Source organism: Photobacterium marinum (assembly GCF_000331515.1).
Classification (GTDB): domain Bacteria; phylum Pseudomonadota; class Gammaproteobacteria; order Enterobacterales; family Vibrionaceae; genus Photobacterium; species Photobacterium marinum.
Genome location: NZ_AMZO01000001.1, coordinates 71,569 through 88,331 on the forward strand (window position 1 = coordinate 71,569; position 16,763 = coordinate 88,331).

A 16,763-nucleotide genomic window follows, 5' to 3' on the forward strand; every position below is an offset into this window, starting at 1 on the left:
CCGGATAGGGGGGGACTTGATTACTTACATTCGATATCGGCAATGGTTGCCATTTTTTTATTGTAAGCATTGAGCGGGTTATCGATATTTCCTGGGTGTGTCAGCAGATCAGCAAAGGCACTACGCAGTTCATAGTTTTTAGCGTGGGGCTTGCGTTGGCGATCATCAAACACGGTTTTGGCAGTCTTTCCCAGTTCACTGTCTTGCTTAGAAAGAGCTTTGACATCCTGTTGGCTGAGTTTCAGCCATGATTCAACGGGCTGAGAGAAATCCAGTTTGTCCTTATCGTTTTCTAAATACCAGTCGAATGCCGAGCGGTTCAACTCGAAGTGATGTTTGCGTCCGTCAAGGAACCACTGGCCTACATCCTTTAGATCTTCATCTTTTTCTACAGCCAGCTCGACAAGGCTTTCATACCAGGAAAGTGATGCATCGACATACTGATGATATTTGTCACTCTGACAGTTGGTAGCTGCTGATACCGATGCTGGCAGTAATGCCAGAGAGAGTAAGATAACAGGTAACTTCATTGACTTTCCTTGGTTGTTATTCTTGTAGGTTTTATTGGTCAATTGTAATGGCGAGATTGCATAGTGGAAAACAATTCTTTGCAGGAATGGTTGGTGGCTAGCAAAGTTTTTGATAACAGTGGAAAAACAAAGGGCTCTTATGAGCCCCTTGTTGGTGATAGTTAGCTTATTATGCTTAACGGTTTTGTTGTTTCATTGCCAGCGATATGCAATATGCTGCGCCGCCCCAGGTAATGCCGAAACCAAACACCATCATGATAATTGCGCCGAATGTCATAGTTATGCCTCCTGATGAGTTTGAGGTTTAGATGCCAGGTTGATAATCACAGCCACAACAAACATTGCTGCAACCAGACCCCAGCCAAGCAGTAGCAGATCAGACATGGCATAGCCGCCATAACCTTCCTTGAAGGTATTGATCAGGTTAGTGCTAAGAATCACTGCCAACATAATCGGGCTCAGGAAGCGAATACAGATCTCGAACCACTTGCCGACACAGAATTCCGAAATGTTGTTCGCATAGCTGCGAACATCCGCAGCTTTAAACAGCCAGCCGATTACCAGCAATTCAATTAGGCAGCTGGTCAGCAAAGCAACGTTGTTAATGAAGTAGTCGATCAGATCCAGCAGTAGTAAGCCACCGTTTGTTGCAAATGCCAGTGACACAATAAAACCGACACCACACACTATCGATGCTGCTTTTTTGCGCGACCAGTTCATTTTATCGATCAGAGCTGATGTTACCGCTTCAATGATGGAAATGTGCGAGCTCAAACCGGCAACAACCAATGCCAGGAAGAACAGTGGGCCCAGAATATACGGGGCAGGTAACAGGTTAATTGCCGCCGGAATAGTTACAAATGCCAGACCGACACCCGCAGAAACCACTTCTGTTATTGGCTTGGCTTGCTCTTGTGCCATGTAACCAAGCACACCGAAGATCAGCACACCGGCAGTAATAGAGAAGCCACAGTTGATCAGAACGGTCATGAATGCATTGTTGTTGATATCTGATTTTTCAGGCAGATAGCTGGAGTACGCAATCATGATGGCAAAGCCGACACTCAGGGTGAAGAAGATTTGACCATATGCAGCAGACCAGACTTTTGCATCCATGATTTTGCTGAAATCAGGCTGGAACAGGTAATTAAGGCCGTCAAGGGCGCCAGGTAAGAACACGATACGGGTGATAAGACCCATTACCATAATAAACAGCAGTGGCATCAGGATTTTGTTGGCTCGTTCAATACCGCCTTTAACACCACCAAAGATTGCGGCAAAGGTGATGCCCCACGCCAGAACCATTGGAATAGCAATATGTAACTGTAAGCTGCCAAGCTTTGTTGGGGAGTTCTCACCCAACTTCAGGTATTCGCTGAAGAAGAAGCCGTTCGTATCGCTGCCCCAGGACTGCGTAAACGAATAGCTGAAATAAGAAATTGCCCAACCGATAACGGCAACATAGTAAACAGCGATAATGGCAGCGATAAACACCTGGAACCAGCCAAGCCATTCCAGCTTCACACCGATTTTAGAGAAGGTACGCGGCGCAGCACCACGGAGCTTATGACCCAAGCTGAATTCCATCAGCATAAACGGGATACCGGCGGTTAACATGGCAAAAAGGTAAGGAATAAAAAATGCGCCACCGCCGTTTTCATATGCCATATACGGGAAACGCCAAATATTCCCCAGTCCAATCGCGGACCCTACGGCAGCCAGGATAAACCCGGCGCGAGAGCCCCATTGTTCGCGTTTCATAAACATCTCCTTATGTACTGCAATTCTCTATGAAACAAAGAGTTCTAAGTTATTTCTTCTGTTATTAATCTTCCGGCAACGTGGGATCTGGATTGAAATGCCACGTTAATGAGTTGAGATTAGCCAGAGAGAAAATGTAAAGCAATAGACTGTAACTTTGTTAATGTCTTGCTTTTGTGGTGTTAACTTTTGTGTTTTTCCCTTTCCGATGAGACAAAAGTGAGCAGTAAAATCGTATTGCCAGATATTAATGTTGGGTTTATGTGAGCTGCTAGGTGGAAATTTTATTTTTATTTGAGGGTAAAAGAGGCTAAAAATACGCCAAAATATGGCTGTTTTGCTTACTCGAAAGTAGAAAGGCCAGATAATCCGGCCTTTAGAGTAATAACTTAAAACGAATAGGTAATGCCGATATTAGTTTGCAGCTGACTGATCCAGTCGGATTCAATCTTTATCCGACATGTTTCATCCCCGGTAGGCAGGGTACAAATTGCGTTTGTATTGCTATCAATAAGGTTTGCTAACCAGCGAGCTTCCAGAACCAGTTTTGTATTGCTGTTGATTTTGTACTCTGCTCCGCCAAAGAATCCGCCGGAGAAAAGCAGATCATTACTGGTCCAGTCTGACTCTGAGATTGTTGTACCTACACTGGCACCAAAAAAAGAGTCAAATGAGGGATTAACATCAAAACGAAGTGAGCTCTGGAATTGGAAATAAGTGAATGAACCATCCCCTTGGATATTTTCGGCTTCATTCGGTTGATGGCTGATAAACAGGCCGATTCTCCCGGCTCCCATATCGGTATCCAGGCTGAATGCAATATGAGGATCATCTTCGATGCGTATCGCGTTGCCGTTTTCATCGGTGATGTTGCTGGTAAAGGCGTATCCCACATAAGGTGTAAAGTAAAACGTGTTGTCCGACTGAACTTGAGGTGAAACGAAGGCAGTCAGGGTAGTGCACAAGAGTGTTGCAACTAATGGTAGCTTCATTGCTGGCCTCTATTCCGTTGATTCAGCATAAATTTAATTGTGACAGCTATCTGAATATAGTGCTTTTTTAATAATTAGAAACTTGATGTGACCACAAAAAGAGGTTAATAATATGTTAAATCAACATAGTGAGTGGGGGATTTCATCATGGATCGTGATTTCAAACTAGCTGTATTTACCGCCGTGATAACTTTGACTGTGATAATGACCTTTGCTGTTATTTCAGTGACAGCATAAGTTATTAAATTAAAAGCTTTTTGATGTTCATTCAGTTTTCGTTCTGATATGTGCAAGCTAAGGATGGTATGCTGTCGACAGTGAATTTTCGGATTCTTTGTTGCGAGTAGAATATGCAGAATCATCTGCCGTTTAGTTTGAATGAATTGGATTTACAGCATGTTAACGCATTCTCAACACGTTTGTTGGGTGCAAACAAGCTGAGGATCGCTTTGGTTGTACAGGGTGGGGGACAGCGCGGGATATTTACTGCTGGCGTTTTCGACGCTTTTCTTGAAGCGGGGTTCGACCCGTTTGAACTTTATATCGGCACTTCTGCCGGTGCGCTGAATCTCTCATCTTTTATTAGCCGGCAACATCAGTTCGGATACAACTTCATTGTCAATTACACCACAGAGAATGAGTTTTTTAATCTCTACAAGTACCTTAGTAAACAGAAACCAATGAACCTTGACTGGGCACTGGAATGTGTTGCGTCCGGTGGCTCTTTACCTCTCGATATTTCTACGGCAAAGACAGTTTTACAGCACAGAACTGCGCTTGCCTGCGCAACTCGAAAAGATAACCTTCAGGATATTTATCTGCCAATGTACCAAAGTGACTGGCGTGATGTACTTCGTGCATCTTGCGCTATTCCTGTGATTTATAACCAGCCGGTTAATTTGCGTGATCTTGAGTGGGTTGACGGTGGTGTGAGCGCAGCTGTTCCGGTCAGGGAGGCCTGGCTTCGTGGCGCTGATTTAGTGGTGGTGGTCAGAACAGAGCCTGTCACTGGCCTGACAGATGAAAGCAGCGTTTTTAATGATTGGCGTGAAAAAATAGAAACGGCACTTCCTGATTATATCGATCGGCTTAGCCTGAATCAGTCGCTTGATAAGGTGAAGTCTATTCGTAATGATTTAACACAGCGTTTTGAACAGTGGAAGCTGGTCCGTCAGGAGCAGAAAGTCAAAACGGAACCACTGGACGATAAGGCGGATAGTATTGCCAACACTATTGAGCAGTCTAGAGGTAGTAACTGGCGTTTACTGTCTGCTGATAATATTGAGCGTTTCTTGTCCATAGCAGGGAAAGGTAAGAGTGCTGAAATACTTGAGATGCTCAATCGTTACTATAAAACCTACGATGAAATGAGCCAGTTCCTGTTGGATCCGCCTGAAGGGCTCAAAGTGATTCAGATAACGCCGGAGCGACCATTGAAGAGCAGGGCGCTATTGAGTGATAAGGACGACCTAGAGGTTGATTATCGCGAAGGTAAGCTGGTGGGACGACATTTCGTGGAGCATTTTTCTGAAACACTGAATGAAATCACCGCGCTGAAACAACTGCGTCGAAGAATTTGAATTGTCGGAGATATAAAAAACGCCAGCTAATAAGCTGGCGTTTTTTTGAGTAACTTAGCGTGAATGAATTACGCAAGTACCTTCTGTAGCCACGGCCAGCCTTGTTTCTTACGGCTTAGCGTGTTTTCCATCATCAGTACGCCGTTGTCTGCGTGCTGATCAAGCGTTGCGTTCCACTCACCTTTGTAAAGCAGGCGGGTAGTGCTTGTTGTGATGTCAGTTAGCATCAGTGCAGCCATTGCCAGGCCTTCTTCGTCACAACGACGTTGAAGATCAGCGTTTAGCTCTTCGATCATACCGTCAACCTGCTCCAGAGTAGCAAGCTCGATCTGACCAACAACAACGTTACGGTCGTTGAATGGGTATGCTTTTAGGTCTTTTTCAACCAGCTCAGAAGCGCTCAGGCCTGCGATGTCAGTTTTAGCGATCAGCAGATCTTTGATGAATGCATCCAGATCCTGAACGTCAGCAATCTTAGCCAGCTCTGCTACTGCGTCTTTATCTTTCTGTGTGCAAGTTGGTGATGCGAAACCAACAGTGTCACTCAGGATTGCAGACATCATCAGAATCGCAAGAGGGCGAGTGATTTCTGCATTTTCCATCTTGAACAGGTTGAACAGGATTGTACAAGTACAACCTACAGGCCAGATCCATGCTTCAAGCGGGTTAGTAGTGGTTACATCACCCAGACGGTGGTGGTCAACAATACCTGCGATTTCAGCATCAGCGATGTCATCAGGACCCTGAGCCAGATCAGAGAAATCTACCAGCCAGATGTTTTGACCAGCAACGCCAGTGCACATTTCTGGTTGTTCAACATCAGCCTGAGCCAGGATGTGCTGAGTTTCACGGTTTAGTTCACCTTGACGTACAGCCTTTGCTTCCAGGCCACGTGCTTTTAGAAGTTCAGCACAAACAAGTGCTGCGCAAATGCTATCACTATCAGGGTTTTTGTGCCCTACTACTTGAATCATCTTGTATCCTTTAACTGCCAACCACAGCGATTTATGCTGTATGACTTATCAAAAAATCCGCCCTGAGACCTTTGCTCACGATCAGGCCAGAAATAGTAAACCGTGCAATTTTAGAGTTTTTTTTAGAAATAACAAATGAAGTTGAGTAAAAAAGGTGTGGTTGCTTAAATCCGCACCCGATCTGGTTGCTATCTGAGTTGAACAGAGCCATTTGGAAGCTCCCCCCCGGCGTGCAAGACTTGTTTCGTTAGGGGAGGATTGAGGGGAAACCTGCATTTTTGCCAGAGCGAGAAAGATCAGCGATTAGATGGCGAGAAGCTGCCATCAATGACTTGTCAAAACCTGTACGAAAACCCAAAACTAAGAAATAGTCTTATTAATTACTAATAATAAATTACGATTTCAGGACTTTTTTAATTTATTAGCGAAAAAAAGTGTGGATATGCTTTAGGAAACATTATTAAGGTCGTTAGACTACCCCTATACATGTCCTTTCTATAAATAGCTGCTTGCAATTATGTGGATATGATTTATGTGACTCAAGTTGTTTGAGTGTGTCGTTTTATATTTCTTTGAATCAACGCGCTGCCTGATTATCTGTGCAGAACCCACCTTTTATTATCTATTTTGCGTTTGATTTCATTTGTTTTAAAACAGTTGCATTAGCTTATTGAGTTGTTGGATTCATTAATAAAGCAAAGTAAATTTATCTATGCTCAACTTTACAGTGAAACAAAAGTTATATTGTGCGCTAATTTCGTTAGCCGTGGTCATTTTATTTCTTGGTTTGATTTCGAACCGGAATATGGAAAAACAGGAACTGCAAACCACCATTGTTCTGGGGTTGAAGGAGGCTGACACCAAGCTGTTTCTGGCTCGTTTAGCTCAGGCTGACTATATGGTGCAGGAAAAGCTGGAATTTCGAGACAATGTAAGCCGTTCGGTTCAGTCTGCGCTTGAAGCCCTTGAAGAAACCAAGCAGATGATGAAGGTTGAAGAAAACCGCCATAAGGTAGATGGTATTATTGATTCAATTCAATTGTTTAATAATAGTTTTACCGACTTTGTAAAAGCAAAAGACAATACAATTAAGGTTCGAAATGATTTCCTGATTGCTGCAACAAACTTCTCTAATACGATTGATAATGTTTTGTTGTCGATAGAAACGTATTATACGGCTAACCAGAGTGATTTTGCAGAATTTGGTCGGTATCGTGAAGCGAAGTCATTAAAAGATAAATTTAATGAACTTCGTGTTGATATTTGGATGTATAACGAACATCCGACAAAAACAAAAGCTGAAGAAATAAATAATAAAATTGATAACCTTCAGTCGCATATTCTTGAACTTCAGAAAATAATGTTGTCCGCTGAAACACAACAATATTTAAAGGTGCTTGATAGTCAGTTTGACACATATCGTATGCTCTTTTCTGCAACGGTTAATGATGTAACAACGATAAAAGCAACCAGCCAGCATATTCTGGATAATGCGAACAGAGCCTCAGAACAGGTTTACGCGTTAGTTAAAAATGAACTGAGCGTGGCAAAATCAGTACAGTCTCGTCTGGAAATGATGACTTATGCTGCAATTATGTTTTCAGTAGTGCTTAGTGCTGGTTTGAGTATCTGGCTTGTGCGTTCAATCATGCAGCCATTGTCTCAGTCGGTTGGTTTTGCTCAGCAGATTGCTCAGGGCAATCTGACACATCATATTGATCTTAAAGGCAATGATGAATTTACCACTTTGAATCAGGCGTTAAATCAGTCATCAGACTCACTACGTGACATTATTGGACAGGTTAAGAATCTTTCAGCTGTTTTGGCTGATTCAAGCAATGCAATTGAGGGCTCCGTAACCGGGTCAACTCAGTCGGTGCAATTGCAGCAGACTGAAACAGAGAATATTGCTACTGCAATTAATGAAATGACTGTAGCTGCAACGCAAATTTCAGCTAATGCAGATCAGGCGTCCGAGCAGAGTGATCATGCCACTGATGCAGCAAGCACTGGTAATGAAGTTGTTCAAAATACCAGTGATGCAATGAATGCCTTGTCCGATGCCATGCTCAGGGCTTCAAATGTCGTCAATAAACTGAATGAAGATACCAATAATATCGGCAATATCCTTGGCGTTATTCGTGGTATTGCTGATCAAACCAACTTGCTGGCGTTGAATGCGGCGATTGAAGCGGCACGTGCTGGGGAGCAAGGACGTGGATTTGCGGTTGTTGCAGATGAAGTACGAAGCCTTGCACAAAAAACACAGGATTCTATCGAAGACATCACTGTCATTATCGAGGCCATTCAGGCAGGTGCTTCTGATGTCGTAGAGGTTGTGAACACGTCAACAGAACAAAGCGATAAAGTTCAGGTGTTGTCCCGCCGTTCGGGCGATGCTTACAAAAATATTGTTGATGCGATTTCGGTTATTACTGATATGAACACTCAAGTGTCTGTTGGTGCTAAGGAGCAGTCTGTTGTTGCTGAAAACATCAACACGAACATTCTTCAAATCAAGGCTATTGCTGATGAGAATGCTGCGGGCCTGAGCAAAATCCAGACTCAGATTAATAATCAGCTGGAACAGACTGAAGCTCTGAACAAAGTTATTGCCTTCTTCCGTATATAGTGAAAACCAAGCGCGTCAGCATTAATCTTGCTGGCAGGTAGCTTTTCAAAAGCCAGTGCAGGGATAACCTGCTCTGGCTTTTGTTCTTTATAAGTTGTATATATAGTGCAACTTATAACCTTTAGCAGGGCGATATATGAATACAGACAAAGGATATTTACCCAACCTTGTTTTGCTGTTGCCGGTAGTGCTGAGCTTTTGGCTGCTGGGGGCGCATTATCTGAGGTTCGGCAATATGACTGTTTTCCTATTGTTGCTTGTTTCCCCTTCGATTCTGTTGTTACGTCGGTTGTTGATTGTCCGGTTCGTTCAGTTTTGTTTGGGAGTCATTGCCGTCACCTGGATGCAAATCACATATCAGATGTTGGAGATGCGCTTGATGATGGGGGATGACTGGATGCGAATGGCTCTGATAATGGGCGGTGTGATTATTTTCACCCTGCTGTCTGCCTGTTGTTTTCTCCATCCCAAACTTGAACGTTATTACTCGGCAAACCAGTGACTTAGATAATGTGACAGAGTGCATAATGTGAAAAAGGTATAATTGTTATAATATAACAATTATATTGCTGGCTAAAACGAATCTGCATTGTAGTGTTGAACTCAAAATCAGTGTTAAGTGATGTTGTGCTGTTTTAGTGTAATAATTTTAGATATCATCTAAGCAATAAAAGAGGAATGCTCAATTCTCAATCAAATTCTTTAAAATCAAAGTCTTATGATGGTTGGGTGTTATGTGGAGTAAATTTGCTTTTATGGGAATGTGGCTGAAAAGCTGAACAATCTCTGGTTTGAAACCAGGTAAGAGTGCTGATTGACTCCCATACGAGTAATGAAGAAATACTTAGGAACATCATGGTAAATGTAAGGGCGCGAGTGCCTTTTAAAGTTGGCTTAAATAGCGATATACCAGCCGAGTTACTTTCATTTAACGGCCTTGAATCTGGCAAAGAGCATGTCGCTCTGGTTTTTAAAGGCGCAGACAAAAATTCAGAGCCGCCACTGGTTCGAATGCATTCAGAGTGTCTGACTGGGGATGTATTCCATTCATCCCGTTGTGACTGTGGTGAGCAGTTGGATGAGACGATTAACCGCATGGGCGCGCAGGGCGGTGTTTTGCTTTATCTTCGTCAGGAAGGGCGAGGTATCGGTCTGTACAATAAAATTGATGCTTATGAGCTGCAAAGCCAGGGCATGAATACGTATGAAGCCAATAACCATCTTGGATTTGGTGACGACTTACGCGATTTCACCGAAGCTGCTTTGATGCTAAAAGCACTTGGCCTGAAAGAGATCCGCCTGATCACGAACAATCCGAAGAAGATCAATGAGCTGGAAGCTCTGGGGATCACCATTGCTGAAGTTGTGGGTACTAAGGCTTATATCAAAGATGGTAATGAAAGTTACCTGAGAACCAAAGCTAGCCACGGTAAGCACAGATTTAACTTCGATTAATCTTCGAACAATCATTACAAGACCCCGCATTCGCGGGGTTTTTTATGAATATTAGATTTAACGTTCACCCAGCACTTCAAAGTCATCATAAGTTAACTTTACAGAGCCATCAGGTTGACGTTCCCAGCGTTCTTCATGAACGACACCAAATGCTTTGTTCATCGTCCATGCTGAGCGAAGAATAAAACAGTTCCCGTCTTTTTGTTCCCAACTTGTATCTTGATATTCAACGTCCTGGTAGCCTGAATCGATAATTTGCTGCCAGAATGCGCGGATTTCTTCTGTTCCCCGAAAGGTTCCAAAAGGCCGTGCATGCATTACTGCATTTTCTTTATATTGTCCGGCGCAACCAGCCGCATCCTGTTGATTAAAGGCTTTTTTCCATTGGTTGATGCCGTTTTTGAATGATTCTGGTACTTGAGTTGTCATTGTATCCATCCTTTTGAAGTATGCGATTGCTTGGGATGGTGTAAGGATAAAAAACACATTAGTCGTGAAAAACAGATTATTATGTAAATACTGTTTAACAAAATCGAACAATGCGATGAATTATCTCCGTCATATGGCTGTGTTTGCCAAAGTTGTCGAGCAGGGCTCTATCAGTGCTGCCGCAGAAGAACTGAGCTTGTCTAAGTCTGTGATCAGCCAACACTTGAAAGTGCTTGAACAGGAGCTGGGGATTGTGCTTCTGAACCGGACAACCAGGAGGCAAACTCTGACTCCGGCTGGAGCGGCATTTTATGAAAAATGTCAGCAAATGAATCAGCTGGCTCAGGAAGCATGGGAAGGCGCGAGAGAAAGCCAGCTTACACCGACCGGTTCTGTCACCATTACCGCCCCTCATGCTTTGATGGGCAGTATTGTTGCTCCGGCTATCGGCGAATTGGTTTCTGTTTATCCTGCGATCATTCCACATCTTGTTGCCGAAGATGGGCGGCTCGACATTATTGAGCATGGTATAGACCTAGCGATCCGTGTCGGTGACTCTGCATCTAGTAGTTACCGGCAGCGGCGTATCGGTCAGTTCAGGGATGTGCTGTGTGCTGCACCGGAATACCTGAGTCAATTTGAGGACGAGTTTTCTTTTTCTGAAGATCTGTCGGAAGAACTCAGTATTTGTGATTATGTGGCGAATGCCTGGCAGGGGAAATATGTTATCCACCATCTCCATTATTCGACTCAGAATGATCCGGTAACACTTATGCTGCATCCGACTCGTTTTGCTGATTCACTGCCAACGACTGTGGCTTTGATTGAGGCTGGCGCAGGATTAGGGATAGTTCCTGAATTCATCTTTCACCAGCGGGAGGAAGCCGGGGCCTTAACAGAAGTCATTCCGGGGAGCTATTTGTCACCGAATCCTGTTTATGCGACACATGCCTTTAATCATTCGATGCCGTTGCTGGTCAGGCTTTGCATTGAGGCGATTGAATCCCGGTTATCGTCACCGTCTGTAGTGGTGACTTAACAACATATTTGGTATGCCTTGCGGTTAACTAATAATAAGCAAAAATGCATTAGATTAACTAATGTAAATCATGACAAAAATTCGTGCTTACAATCACATTCATTTCTTGCTTAAGCATATCTTCAAGATTACTATCTCCGCACACCACATAGTGGTTGAACCTGATTTTCTTATAATACCCTTACATACCATCATGATATCTCTCTAGCTTAGAGGAATATTCTGTGTTTGGGTGTTTATTCTCAATATACGGTAAGTTTTCATTATTTTATTCTGTGATTAAGGAGTAGGTTGTGATTAAGCAATCTTCTACTGCTGGTATGGCAAAGCTGTTATTTTTAGTAATCATTCTTGCTGCGGTTGGGCAAATGACGCAGACGATGTATGTGCCATCAATTCCGGTTATGTCGGAGTATTTTGCAGTTAAGTCTTCTTACCTGCAGGCGGTAATGGCAGCTTATCTGATCCCGTATGGATTATCACAGTTTGTTTATGGCCCGGTGTCTGATCGCATTGGTCGTCGTCCGGTAATCATGATTGGTATGGTGATCTTCCTGCTGGGTACAGTAGCTGCTTTACTTGCACCGTCGTTTGAGTGGTTTCTGGTAGCCAGTTTTGTGCAGGGGCTGGGAACAGGCTGCAGCGGTGCTATGTGTCGAACAGTGACACGCGATTGCTATGATGGCGCAGAACTTCACCGTGCCAACAGCTTGGTCAGCATGGGCGTGATTTTTTCACCCTTGCTTGCTCCTGTAATGGGCGGATACTTGTCGGCTACGTTTAATTGGCACGCAAGCTATTTGTTCCTGTTGGTATTCGGAGCGTTAGTGACTGTCGCCATGATGCTGATGTTTACAGAAACGCTGCCAGTTGAGCGCCGTCGCTATGAGCGCGTATGGGTAAGTTACGCTTATGTGCTGGGTAACCGCCGTTTTCAGGGATATGTTCTTTGCCTGATTGCGACATTTGCCGGAATTGCAGTATTTGAAGCTGCCGCAGGCGTGCTGTTGGGCAGTGTTCTGGCACTTGATCCTACAACCGTAAGCTGGCTGTTTATTTTGCCGCTACCGGGGTATCTGGCGGGTTCATGGTTGTCTTCGGCACTGGTTAAGCAGTGGGGGAATGGTCGTGTGCTGTTTCTGGGTGTACTGGCTCTGACTGTAGGTGCGCTGACCATTTTTATCCCGGGGTTAGCCGGTGAAGTGACTGTCAGCTCATTGATTGGCGGTGCTTTTATCTACTTTATTGGTGCTGGTATTCTATTCCCGGCGGCAACAACAGCTGCGATTCAACCATTCCCGCACCATGCAGGAACTGCCGGAGCTGTTCTTGGTGGTCTCCAGAACTTAGGTGCAGGTCTGGCAACTTTGGCAGCATCGCTGATGCGAGCAGAAGATCAGTACAGTCTTGGTGTGGTGATGACAGTAATGGCTATTCTGGTTGTATTGAGCCTGCTGTGGGTTCGCAGAAGCCAACGTCAGGATACACCGGTTCTGGTATAGATTGCGTTAGAGCTGGATACAGAAAGGCGGAGCACTTTGCTCCGCCTTTTTTGCATTTAAAACCGCTTATATGGGCGGGCTTAGTCGCGCTTCCACAGAATGTGGCAGAATTTGTGTTCTGGATCGCGGCTCACCAGCATGCGGGCAAACACATCATCCAGTTCATCATTTTCTTCATTAACAAGACCGATGCGTACTTCGGCATAAACTTCTTTGTCTACATCAAAACCTACATGACCAGCCCAGTCGTCTTTTGTCTCGACAATTTCTGCTGCGCCGCGATCTTCAAATTGTGCAGTAAAAATAATGACGTCTGCAGGCTCCAGGCTGTCTTGTGCCATTTCCAGGAAAATGTCGTATGCCGCGTCAATAACGTCATCGTAAGAAATCAGGTTTGATGTTTCCATGTATAGCTTAAATCTCTGATGTTGAGTGAAGGGGCATTATAACCAGCGAAGGAGAAAATTGGTAATGATTGGAATGAGGGGGAGGTTTGCTACGGAATTGGTGGGGGATATTAAAAAGGGATACAAAGAAATGTATCCCTTCTTCGGCAAATCTAACGATTAGTCTGCGCGGCTCATAAAGCGGCGTTCCTGAACGTTGATCTTCACTTTTTCGCCGGTTGAGATGTACTCAGGTACCTGAACAGTCAGGCCGGTTGCAAAGCGAGCCGGTTTGGTACGGGCAGAAGCTGAAGCACCTTTGATTGACGGATCAGTTTCTTCGATAACCATTTCAACAGAAGCAGGAAGTTCCAGGCCGATAGCTTTTTCGTCAGCAGTCAGTACAAGCAGGCCTTGAATATCTTCAGTAATGAAAAGCAGCTCATCTTCGATGTCGCTCTTGTTGAAGCTGTACTGAGTGTAATCTTCACTATCCATGAAGATGTATTCGTCGCCATCAATATAAGAGAAAGTAGAAGGGCGGCGTGATAGGTCAACTGCGGTCAGAATGTCGTCGCCTTTAAAGCGTTCTTCAACTTTCAGGCCGGTTGCCACGTCAGTAAAGCGCATTTTGTACAGCGTTGATGCACCACGGGCGCTCGGGCTCTGTACGTCAATATCTTTTACAAGAAGTAGCTTGCCGTTGTATTCGACAGCTGCGCCTTTTTTAATCTCACTTGCTTTAGGCATAAATCACGCTCTTATTCGAAATAAAAGAAAACGAGAAATTATCATGGTTATAGTGGAATACCAAGATTTTCATTAAGTTCTGATAAATGGGTATTGCTTGTTTTTATACGTTTTTTTAACGCAGCAAAGTAATCCGTGTAGGGCATAGGTTGTGCGTAGTAGAAACCTTGGCATCGCTGGATTCCTAACTGAGCAACATGCTCAGCTTCTTCGGCTGTTTCCACCCCTTCCGCAACCAGTGTACAGTTCAATTCAAGACCCATTTCAGCGATGTTGCCAAGAATCGAGTGGGTAATCGCATCGGTGACAGATGATGCGACAAAGGTTCGGTCGATTTTCAAAATGTCGAAACTCAGGGTTTGCAGGGTTGAAAGCCCCGCATAGCCAGTGCCGAAATCATCCAGTGCCCAGCGGACGCCAACTTCTCTCAACCTCTCCATGCCGGATAGCAGTAAGCCCAGTTCCGCTGTGGCAAAGGTTTCGCGCTCGGTGAACTCCAAAACGACATTATTCTGAAGTACCGGATATTGCTTTATCAGTCCAATCAACGATTCTACATAGTCAGTATTGGTAATCATTGAGGCCGTTACATTGACGGAAATATAACTGTTGGGCGCAAGTTCATTGATCGTCGATTTTTCATAAGCCGCACGCTCTAACAGTTGCAGTGTGATTTGGTTGATCTGACCTGACTGTTCTGCTGCCGGAATAAACTCTGCTGGTGTAATTATCCCCGATTTTGGATGATTCCACCTGACCAGCAGCTCTGCACCATGCCAATGATTGGTGTTGGCATCGACGATAGGCTGATAATAAGCAATAAACTCTTTTCTCTCTATTCCACGCTGAATATCATTTAAAAGCGAATGGCGCCAATTAAAGTACGCATGTACGGTTAAAGTAACGATACATGAAAGGCTGATAATAATAAGTGCGGCGTATGGGAGTTGTTTAAACCATATTTTAAAGAATATTTGGTTAGTATAACCGCCAACTGCATGGAAAGGATACTTTGCTGACTGTTTAGATGCAGAATAAACAATATGTTTCGAGCTTTTATTCTCGCAGTTATATAAAGCATTATCGTTATTACTTTTGAAGCAAGCAAAAACTTGGTGATGGTCCGCTAATTCATCAATCCAGAAATCCATGTAACGAGCATTAAATAGCACTTGGTACCAGCCATTATTTGCAGGCACCATGAAAAAGATACCTTCTACATTTCGGCGTTCACTAGTAGCACGGTAAATGATGTAATCACTCGAGTTGTCAGTGAGTTTTAGGTGTTTATTATCAATAGCTTGCTGGTTGTTGTGGTCTCTGTCGCTACAAATAAAGCGATCATTTTCAATATAGGTAATTTCCTGAATAACACTGGAATTAAAGATAATATCTTCAAGCTTCTGCCTGTTTTCAGTACTGCATGGCAAGCTGTGATGATCTAATTGCGTTAATTGAGCCTCTACTTGTTCAAGCGTGAATTCAATACTTTCAACCAAATAAGAGATGGAGTTATCCGTATTCTTATTGGCTACTTGTTTAACCCAGGCAATATCGATGATGAGACCAAGGATAAGAGTAAATAGTAGAATTTTTGCAGTATGAGAATGCTTCATTATGAACAAAAAAAGACCGCCATAGTAAATAAGGTGCAGAGGATATATCAGTTTGTTCCGTATTTACATAAATATTTAAAAAATAATAATAAAACAGCTTTCAAGTCATTTTATTGGCGTTAATTGTTTTGTGGGTGACGAAATAATGGCTGTAAAAGTGAGTAATTAATATATTTCGTCTTTAAAATTTTAACATTCGATTCGTGTAATCAATTTCATTGAATCATTGATGAAGTTAGCTCTGTGATGCAAGGGTTGTTAGAATAGACAACGCAGGAAAATCCTGTCATTAACAGATTATGTAACAACCAGTTGAAGGAAGAACGTGTGGCGAGAGCATTGCCCGTACTTGATGGTGGAACGCCTTTTCAACAAGACTACCTGCCCGTATTGCTGGACGCTGTAAAGCAATTAAGAGCCGGGTTGGGTAAAACATTACACAGTATATATGTTCACGGCAGTGTTGCCCGCAGGCAGGCGACCCCAGATAAGTCAGATCTGAATCTGACCGTTATTTTAAACCGCCCGCTGAATACCTCAGAGCAGTCAGTGTTGAATTCGATTCGTTGGCGCATTAGTTCCCGGTATCCGTTTGTGACGGCAGTGGAAATCAAGAGTGCCGTGATTGACGATGTTTTGTCGCTGGAGTCGATTTTTACCTGGGGTTTTTGGCTTAAGCATTGTTGTCTGTGCCTTTTCGGTGATGACCTTTCAACACGCTTTGGCTGTTTTGAAGCCAGCTGGGATATCGCTAAAGCGCTGAATGGTGATATTAAGACTGAGCTTGATGATTACAAAAAGAAAATCATGGCTACCAAGGTGGTGAAAAATTACCTGGATTACTGTGAGTATATTGCCAGGAAAATGCTCTGGAGCTGTTTTTCACTGGTAATGCACCGTGAACAGACGCTGGCACTGTCTATTGAAGAGTGTGCAGATATCTTTCTGAAATATTACCCGGATAGGGAACAGGAGATCGAGCGCCTGTTCATTTTGGTCAGTCGTACACAGGTGCCCAAAAAAGCCTCTCTGTTTATGATTGAGTCGTTTGGCGGCTGGATTGTGTCTGAATTTGAGAGGATTGACCGAAAGATTGGTTAATCATTTCTAAGCTACT

General features: G+C 43.7%; 17 protein-coding genes. 8 read left to right on the forward strand and 9 right to left on the reverse strand.

Annotated features, from left to right (window positions below; translation table 11 throughout):
- Nucleotides 1-20: 20 nt before the first annotated feature.
- From C942_RS00345 to C942_RS00355, 4 genes are all read right to left on the reverse strand, one after another.
- Nucleotides 21-530, reverse strand: coding sequence for a hypothetical protein (locus C942_RS00345; RefSeq protein WP_007461178.1), 510 nt, complete (start codon nt 528-530; stop codon nt 21-23).
- A 175-nt stretch (nt 531-705) separates the two neighbouring features.
- Nucleotides 706-807, reverse strand: a complete 102-nt coding sequence (locus C942_RS24950) for a MetS family NSS transporter small subunit (protein ID WP_157097524.1) — start codon at nt 805-807, stop codon at nt 706-708.
- A gap of 2 nt (nt 808-809) precedes the next feature.
- Nucleotides 810-2,291: a sodium-dependent transporter gene (locus C942_RS00350; RefSeq protein WP_007461181.1), complete on the reverse strand. Its 1,482-nt coding sequence runs from the start codon at nt 2,289-2,291 to the stop codon at nt 810-812.
- A 389-nt stretch (nt 2,292-2,680) separates the two neighbouring features.
- Nucleotides 2,681-3,283 carry a porin family protein gene (locus C942_RS00355; RefSeq protein WP_036798153.1) on the reverse strand — a complete coding sequence of 201 codons (603 nt, stop codon included), beginning with the start codon at nt 3,281-3,283 and terminating at the stop codon, nt 2,681-2,683.
- A 147-nt stretch (nt 3,284-3,430) separates the two neighbouring features.
- On the opposite strand from C942_RS00355, the gene cydH reads away from it, so the two are divergent.
- Both cydH and C942_RS00360 read left to right on the forward strand, forming a co-directional pair.
- Nucleotides 3,431-3,520: a cytochrome bd-I oxidase subunit CydH gene (cydH, locus tag C942_RS25705; protein WP_157097525.1), complete on the forward strand. Its 90-nt coding sequence runs from the start codon at nt 3,431-3,433 to the stop codon at nt 3,518-3,520.
- A 113-nt stretch (nt 3,521-3,633) separates the two neighbouring features.
- Nucleotides 3,634-4,863, forward strand: coding sequence for a patatin-like phospholipase family protein (locus tag C942_RS00360; RefSeq protein WP_007461184.1), 1,230 nt, complete (start codon nt 3,634-3,636; stop codon nt 4,861-4,863).
- A 68-nt stretch (nt 4,864-4,931) separates the two neighbouring features.
- On the opposite strand, the gene C942_RS00365 is transcribed toward C942_RS00360, so the two are convergent.
- Nucleotides 4,932-5,837, reverse strand: coding sequence for a manganese-dependent inorganic pyrophosphatase (locus tag C942_RS00365; RefSeq protein ID WP_007461185.1), 906 nt, complete (start codon nt 5,835-5,837; stop codon nt 4,932-4,934).
- Between the two features lie 805 nt (nt 5,838-6,642).
- Here C942_RS00365 and C942_RS24245 point away from each other — a divergent pair.
- The 3 genes from C942_RS24245 (at nt 6,643) to C942_RS00380 (ending at nt 9,924) form a co-directional block, all read left to right on the forward strand.
- The gene (locus tag C942_RS24245; RefSeq protein ID WP_007461187.1) at nt 6,643-8,469 is read left to right on the forward strand and encodes a methyl-accepting chemotaxis protein; all 1,827 of its coding nucleotides are present in this window, start codon (nt 6,643-6,645) and stop codon (nt 8,467-8,469) included.
- Between the two features lie 136 nt (nt 8,470-8,605).
- Nucleotides 8,606-8,971 carry a hypothetical protein gene (locus C942_RS00375; protein WP_007461189.1) on the forward strand — a complete coding sequence of 122 codons (366 nt, stop codon included), beginning with the start codon at nt 8,606-8,608 and terminating at the stop codon, nt 8,969-8,971.
- A 353-nt stretch (nt 8,972-9,324) separates the two neighbouring features.
- Entirely contained in the window at nt 9,325-9,924 is a 600-nt protein-coding gene (locus C942_RS00380; RefSeq protein ID WP_007461191.1) for a GTP cyclohydrolase II, read from the forward strand.
- Between the two features lie 57 nt (nt 9,925-9,981).
- Here the strand turns inward: C942_RS00380 and C942_RS00385 are convergent, their stop codons facing one another.
- Complete coding sequence (locus C942_RS00385; RefSeq protein WP_007461193.1) at nt 9,982-10,353, reverse strand: YybH family protein; 372 nt, start codon at nt 10,351-10,353, stop codon at nt 9,982-9,984.
- Nucleotides 10,354-10,468: 115 nt separating this feature from the next.
- Between C942_RS00385 and C942_RS00390 the strand changes: the two genes are divergently transcribed.
- Together C942_RS00390 and emrD are read left to right on the forward strand one after the other, a co-directional pair.
- Nucleotides 10,469-11,392, forward strand: coding sequence for a LysR family transcriptional regulator (locus C942_RS00390; RefSeq protein ID WP_036798157.1), 924 nt, complete (start codon nt 10,469-10,471; stop codon nt 11,390-11,392).
- A gap of 293 nt (nt 11,393-11,685) precedes the next feature.
- Nucleotides 11,686-12,894: a multidrug efflux MFS transporter EmrD gene (emrD, locus tag C942_RS00395; RefSeq protein WP_007461197.1), complete on the forward strand. Its 1,209-nt coding sequence runs from the start codon at nt 11,686-11,688 to the stop codon at nt 12,892-12,894.
- 80 nt (nt 12,895-12,974) lie between these two features.
- Here emrD and C942_RS00400 read toward each other — a convergent pair whose 3' ends face one another.
- From C942_RS00400 to C942_RS00410, 3 genes are all read right to left on the reverse strand, one after another.
- On the reverse strand, nt 12,975-13,301 hold the full coding sequence (locus C942_RS00400) for an HI1450 family dsDNA-mimic protein (RefSeq protein ID WP_007461199.1): 327 nt from the start codon (nt 13,299-13,301) through the stop codon (nt 12,975-12,977).
- Between the two features lie 159 nt (nt 13,302-13,460).
- Nucleotides 13,461-14,030, reverse strand: coding sequence for an elongation factor P-like protein EfpL (gene efpL, locus C942_RS00405; protein ID WP_007461200.1), 570 nt, complete (start codon nt 14,028-14,030; stop codon nt 13,461-13,463).
- A 47-nt stretch (nt 14,031-14,077) separates the two neighbouring features.
- Nucleotides 14,078-15,646, reverse strand: coding sequence for an EAL domain-containing protein (locus C942_RS00410; RefSeq protein ID WP_007461202.1), 1,569 nt, complete (start codon nt 15,644-15,646; stop codon nt 14,078-14,080).
- A 327-nt stretch (nt 15,647-15,973) separates the two neighbouring features.
- Here C942_RS00410 and C942_RS00415 point away from each other — a divergent pair, with 327 nt between their 5' ends.
- A complete protein-coding gene (locus C942_RS00415) occupies nt 15,974-16,747 on the forward strand; it encodes a nucleotidyltransferase domain-containing protein (RefSeq protein ID WP_007461204.1) in 774 nt (257 codons plus the stop codon).
- The last annotated feature ends 16 nt before the right edge of the window (nt 16,748-16,763 follow it).

Coding starts and splice junctions, on each gene's coding strand:
- C942_RS24245 (WP_007461187.1), top strand. CDS start 6,643: ATGGAAAAACAGGAACTGCAAACCACCATTGTTCTGGGGTTGAAGGAG.
- C942_RS00400 (WP_007461199.1), bottom strand. CDS start 13,301: ATGGAAACATCAAACCTGATTTCTTACGATGACGTTATTGACGCGGCA.
- C942_RS00360 (WP_007461184.1), top strand. CDS start 3,634: ATGCAGAATCATCTGCCGTTTAGTTTGAATGAATTGGATTTACAGCAT.
- C942_RS24950 (WP_157097524.1), bottom strand. CDS start 807: ATGACATTCGGCGCAATTATCATGATGGTGTTTGGTTTCGGCATTACC.
- C942_RS00375 (WP_007461189.1), top strand. CDS start 8,606: ATGAATACAGACAAAGGATATTTACCCAACCTTGTTTTGCTGTTGCCG.
- C942_RS00365 (WP_007461185.1), bottom strand. CDS start 5,837: ATGATTCAAGTAGTAGGGCACAAAAACCCTGATAGTGATAGCATTTGC.
- C942_RS00410 (WP_007461202.1), bottom strand. CDS start 15,646: ATGAAGCATTCTCATACTGCAAAAATTCTACTATTTACTCTTATCCTT.
- C942_RS00355 (WP_036798153.1), bottom strand. CDS start 3,283: ATGAAGCTACCATTAGTTGCAACACTCTTGTGCACTACCCTGACTGCC.
- C942_RS00385 (WP_007461193.1), bottom strand. CDS start 10,353: ATGACAACTCAAGTACCAGAATCATTCAAAAACGGCATCAACCAATGG.
- C942_RS00345 (WP_007461178.1), bottom strand. CDS start 530: ATGAAGTTACCTGTTATCTTACTCTCTCTGGCATTACTGCCAGCATCG.
- C942_RS00390 (WP_036798157.1), top strand. CDS start 10,469: ATGAATTATCTCCGTCATATGGCTGTGTTTGCCAAAGTTGTCGAGCAG.
- efpL (WP_007461200.1), bottom strand. CDS start 14,030: ATGCCTAAAGCAAGTGAGATTAAAAAAGGCGCAGCTGTCGAATACAAC.
- C942_RS00380 (WP_007461191.1), top strand. CDS start 9,325: ATGGTAAATGTAAGGGCGCGAGTGCCTTTTAAAGTTGGCTTAAATAGC.
- cydH (WP_157097525.1), top strand. CDS start 3,431: ATGGATCGTGATTTCAAACTAGCTGTATTTACCGCCGTGATAACTTTG.
- C942_RS00350 (WP_007461181.1), bottom strand. CDS start 2,291: ATGAAACGCGAACAATGGGGCTCTCGCGCCGGGTTTATCCTGGCTGCC.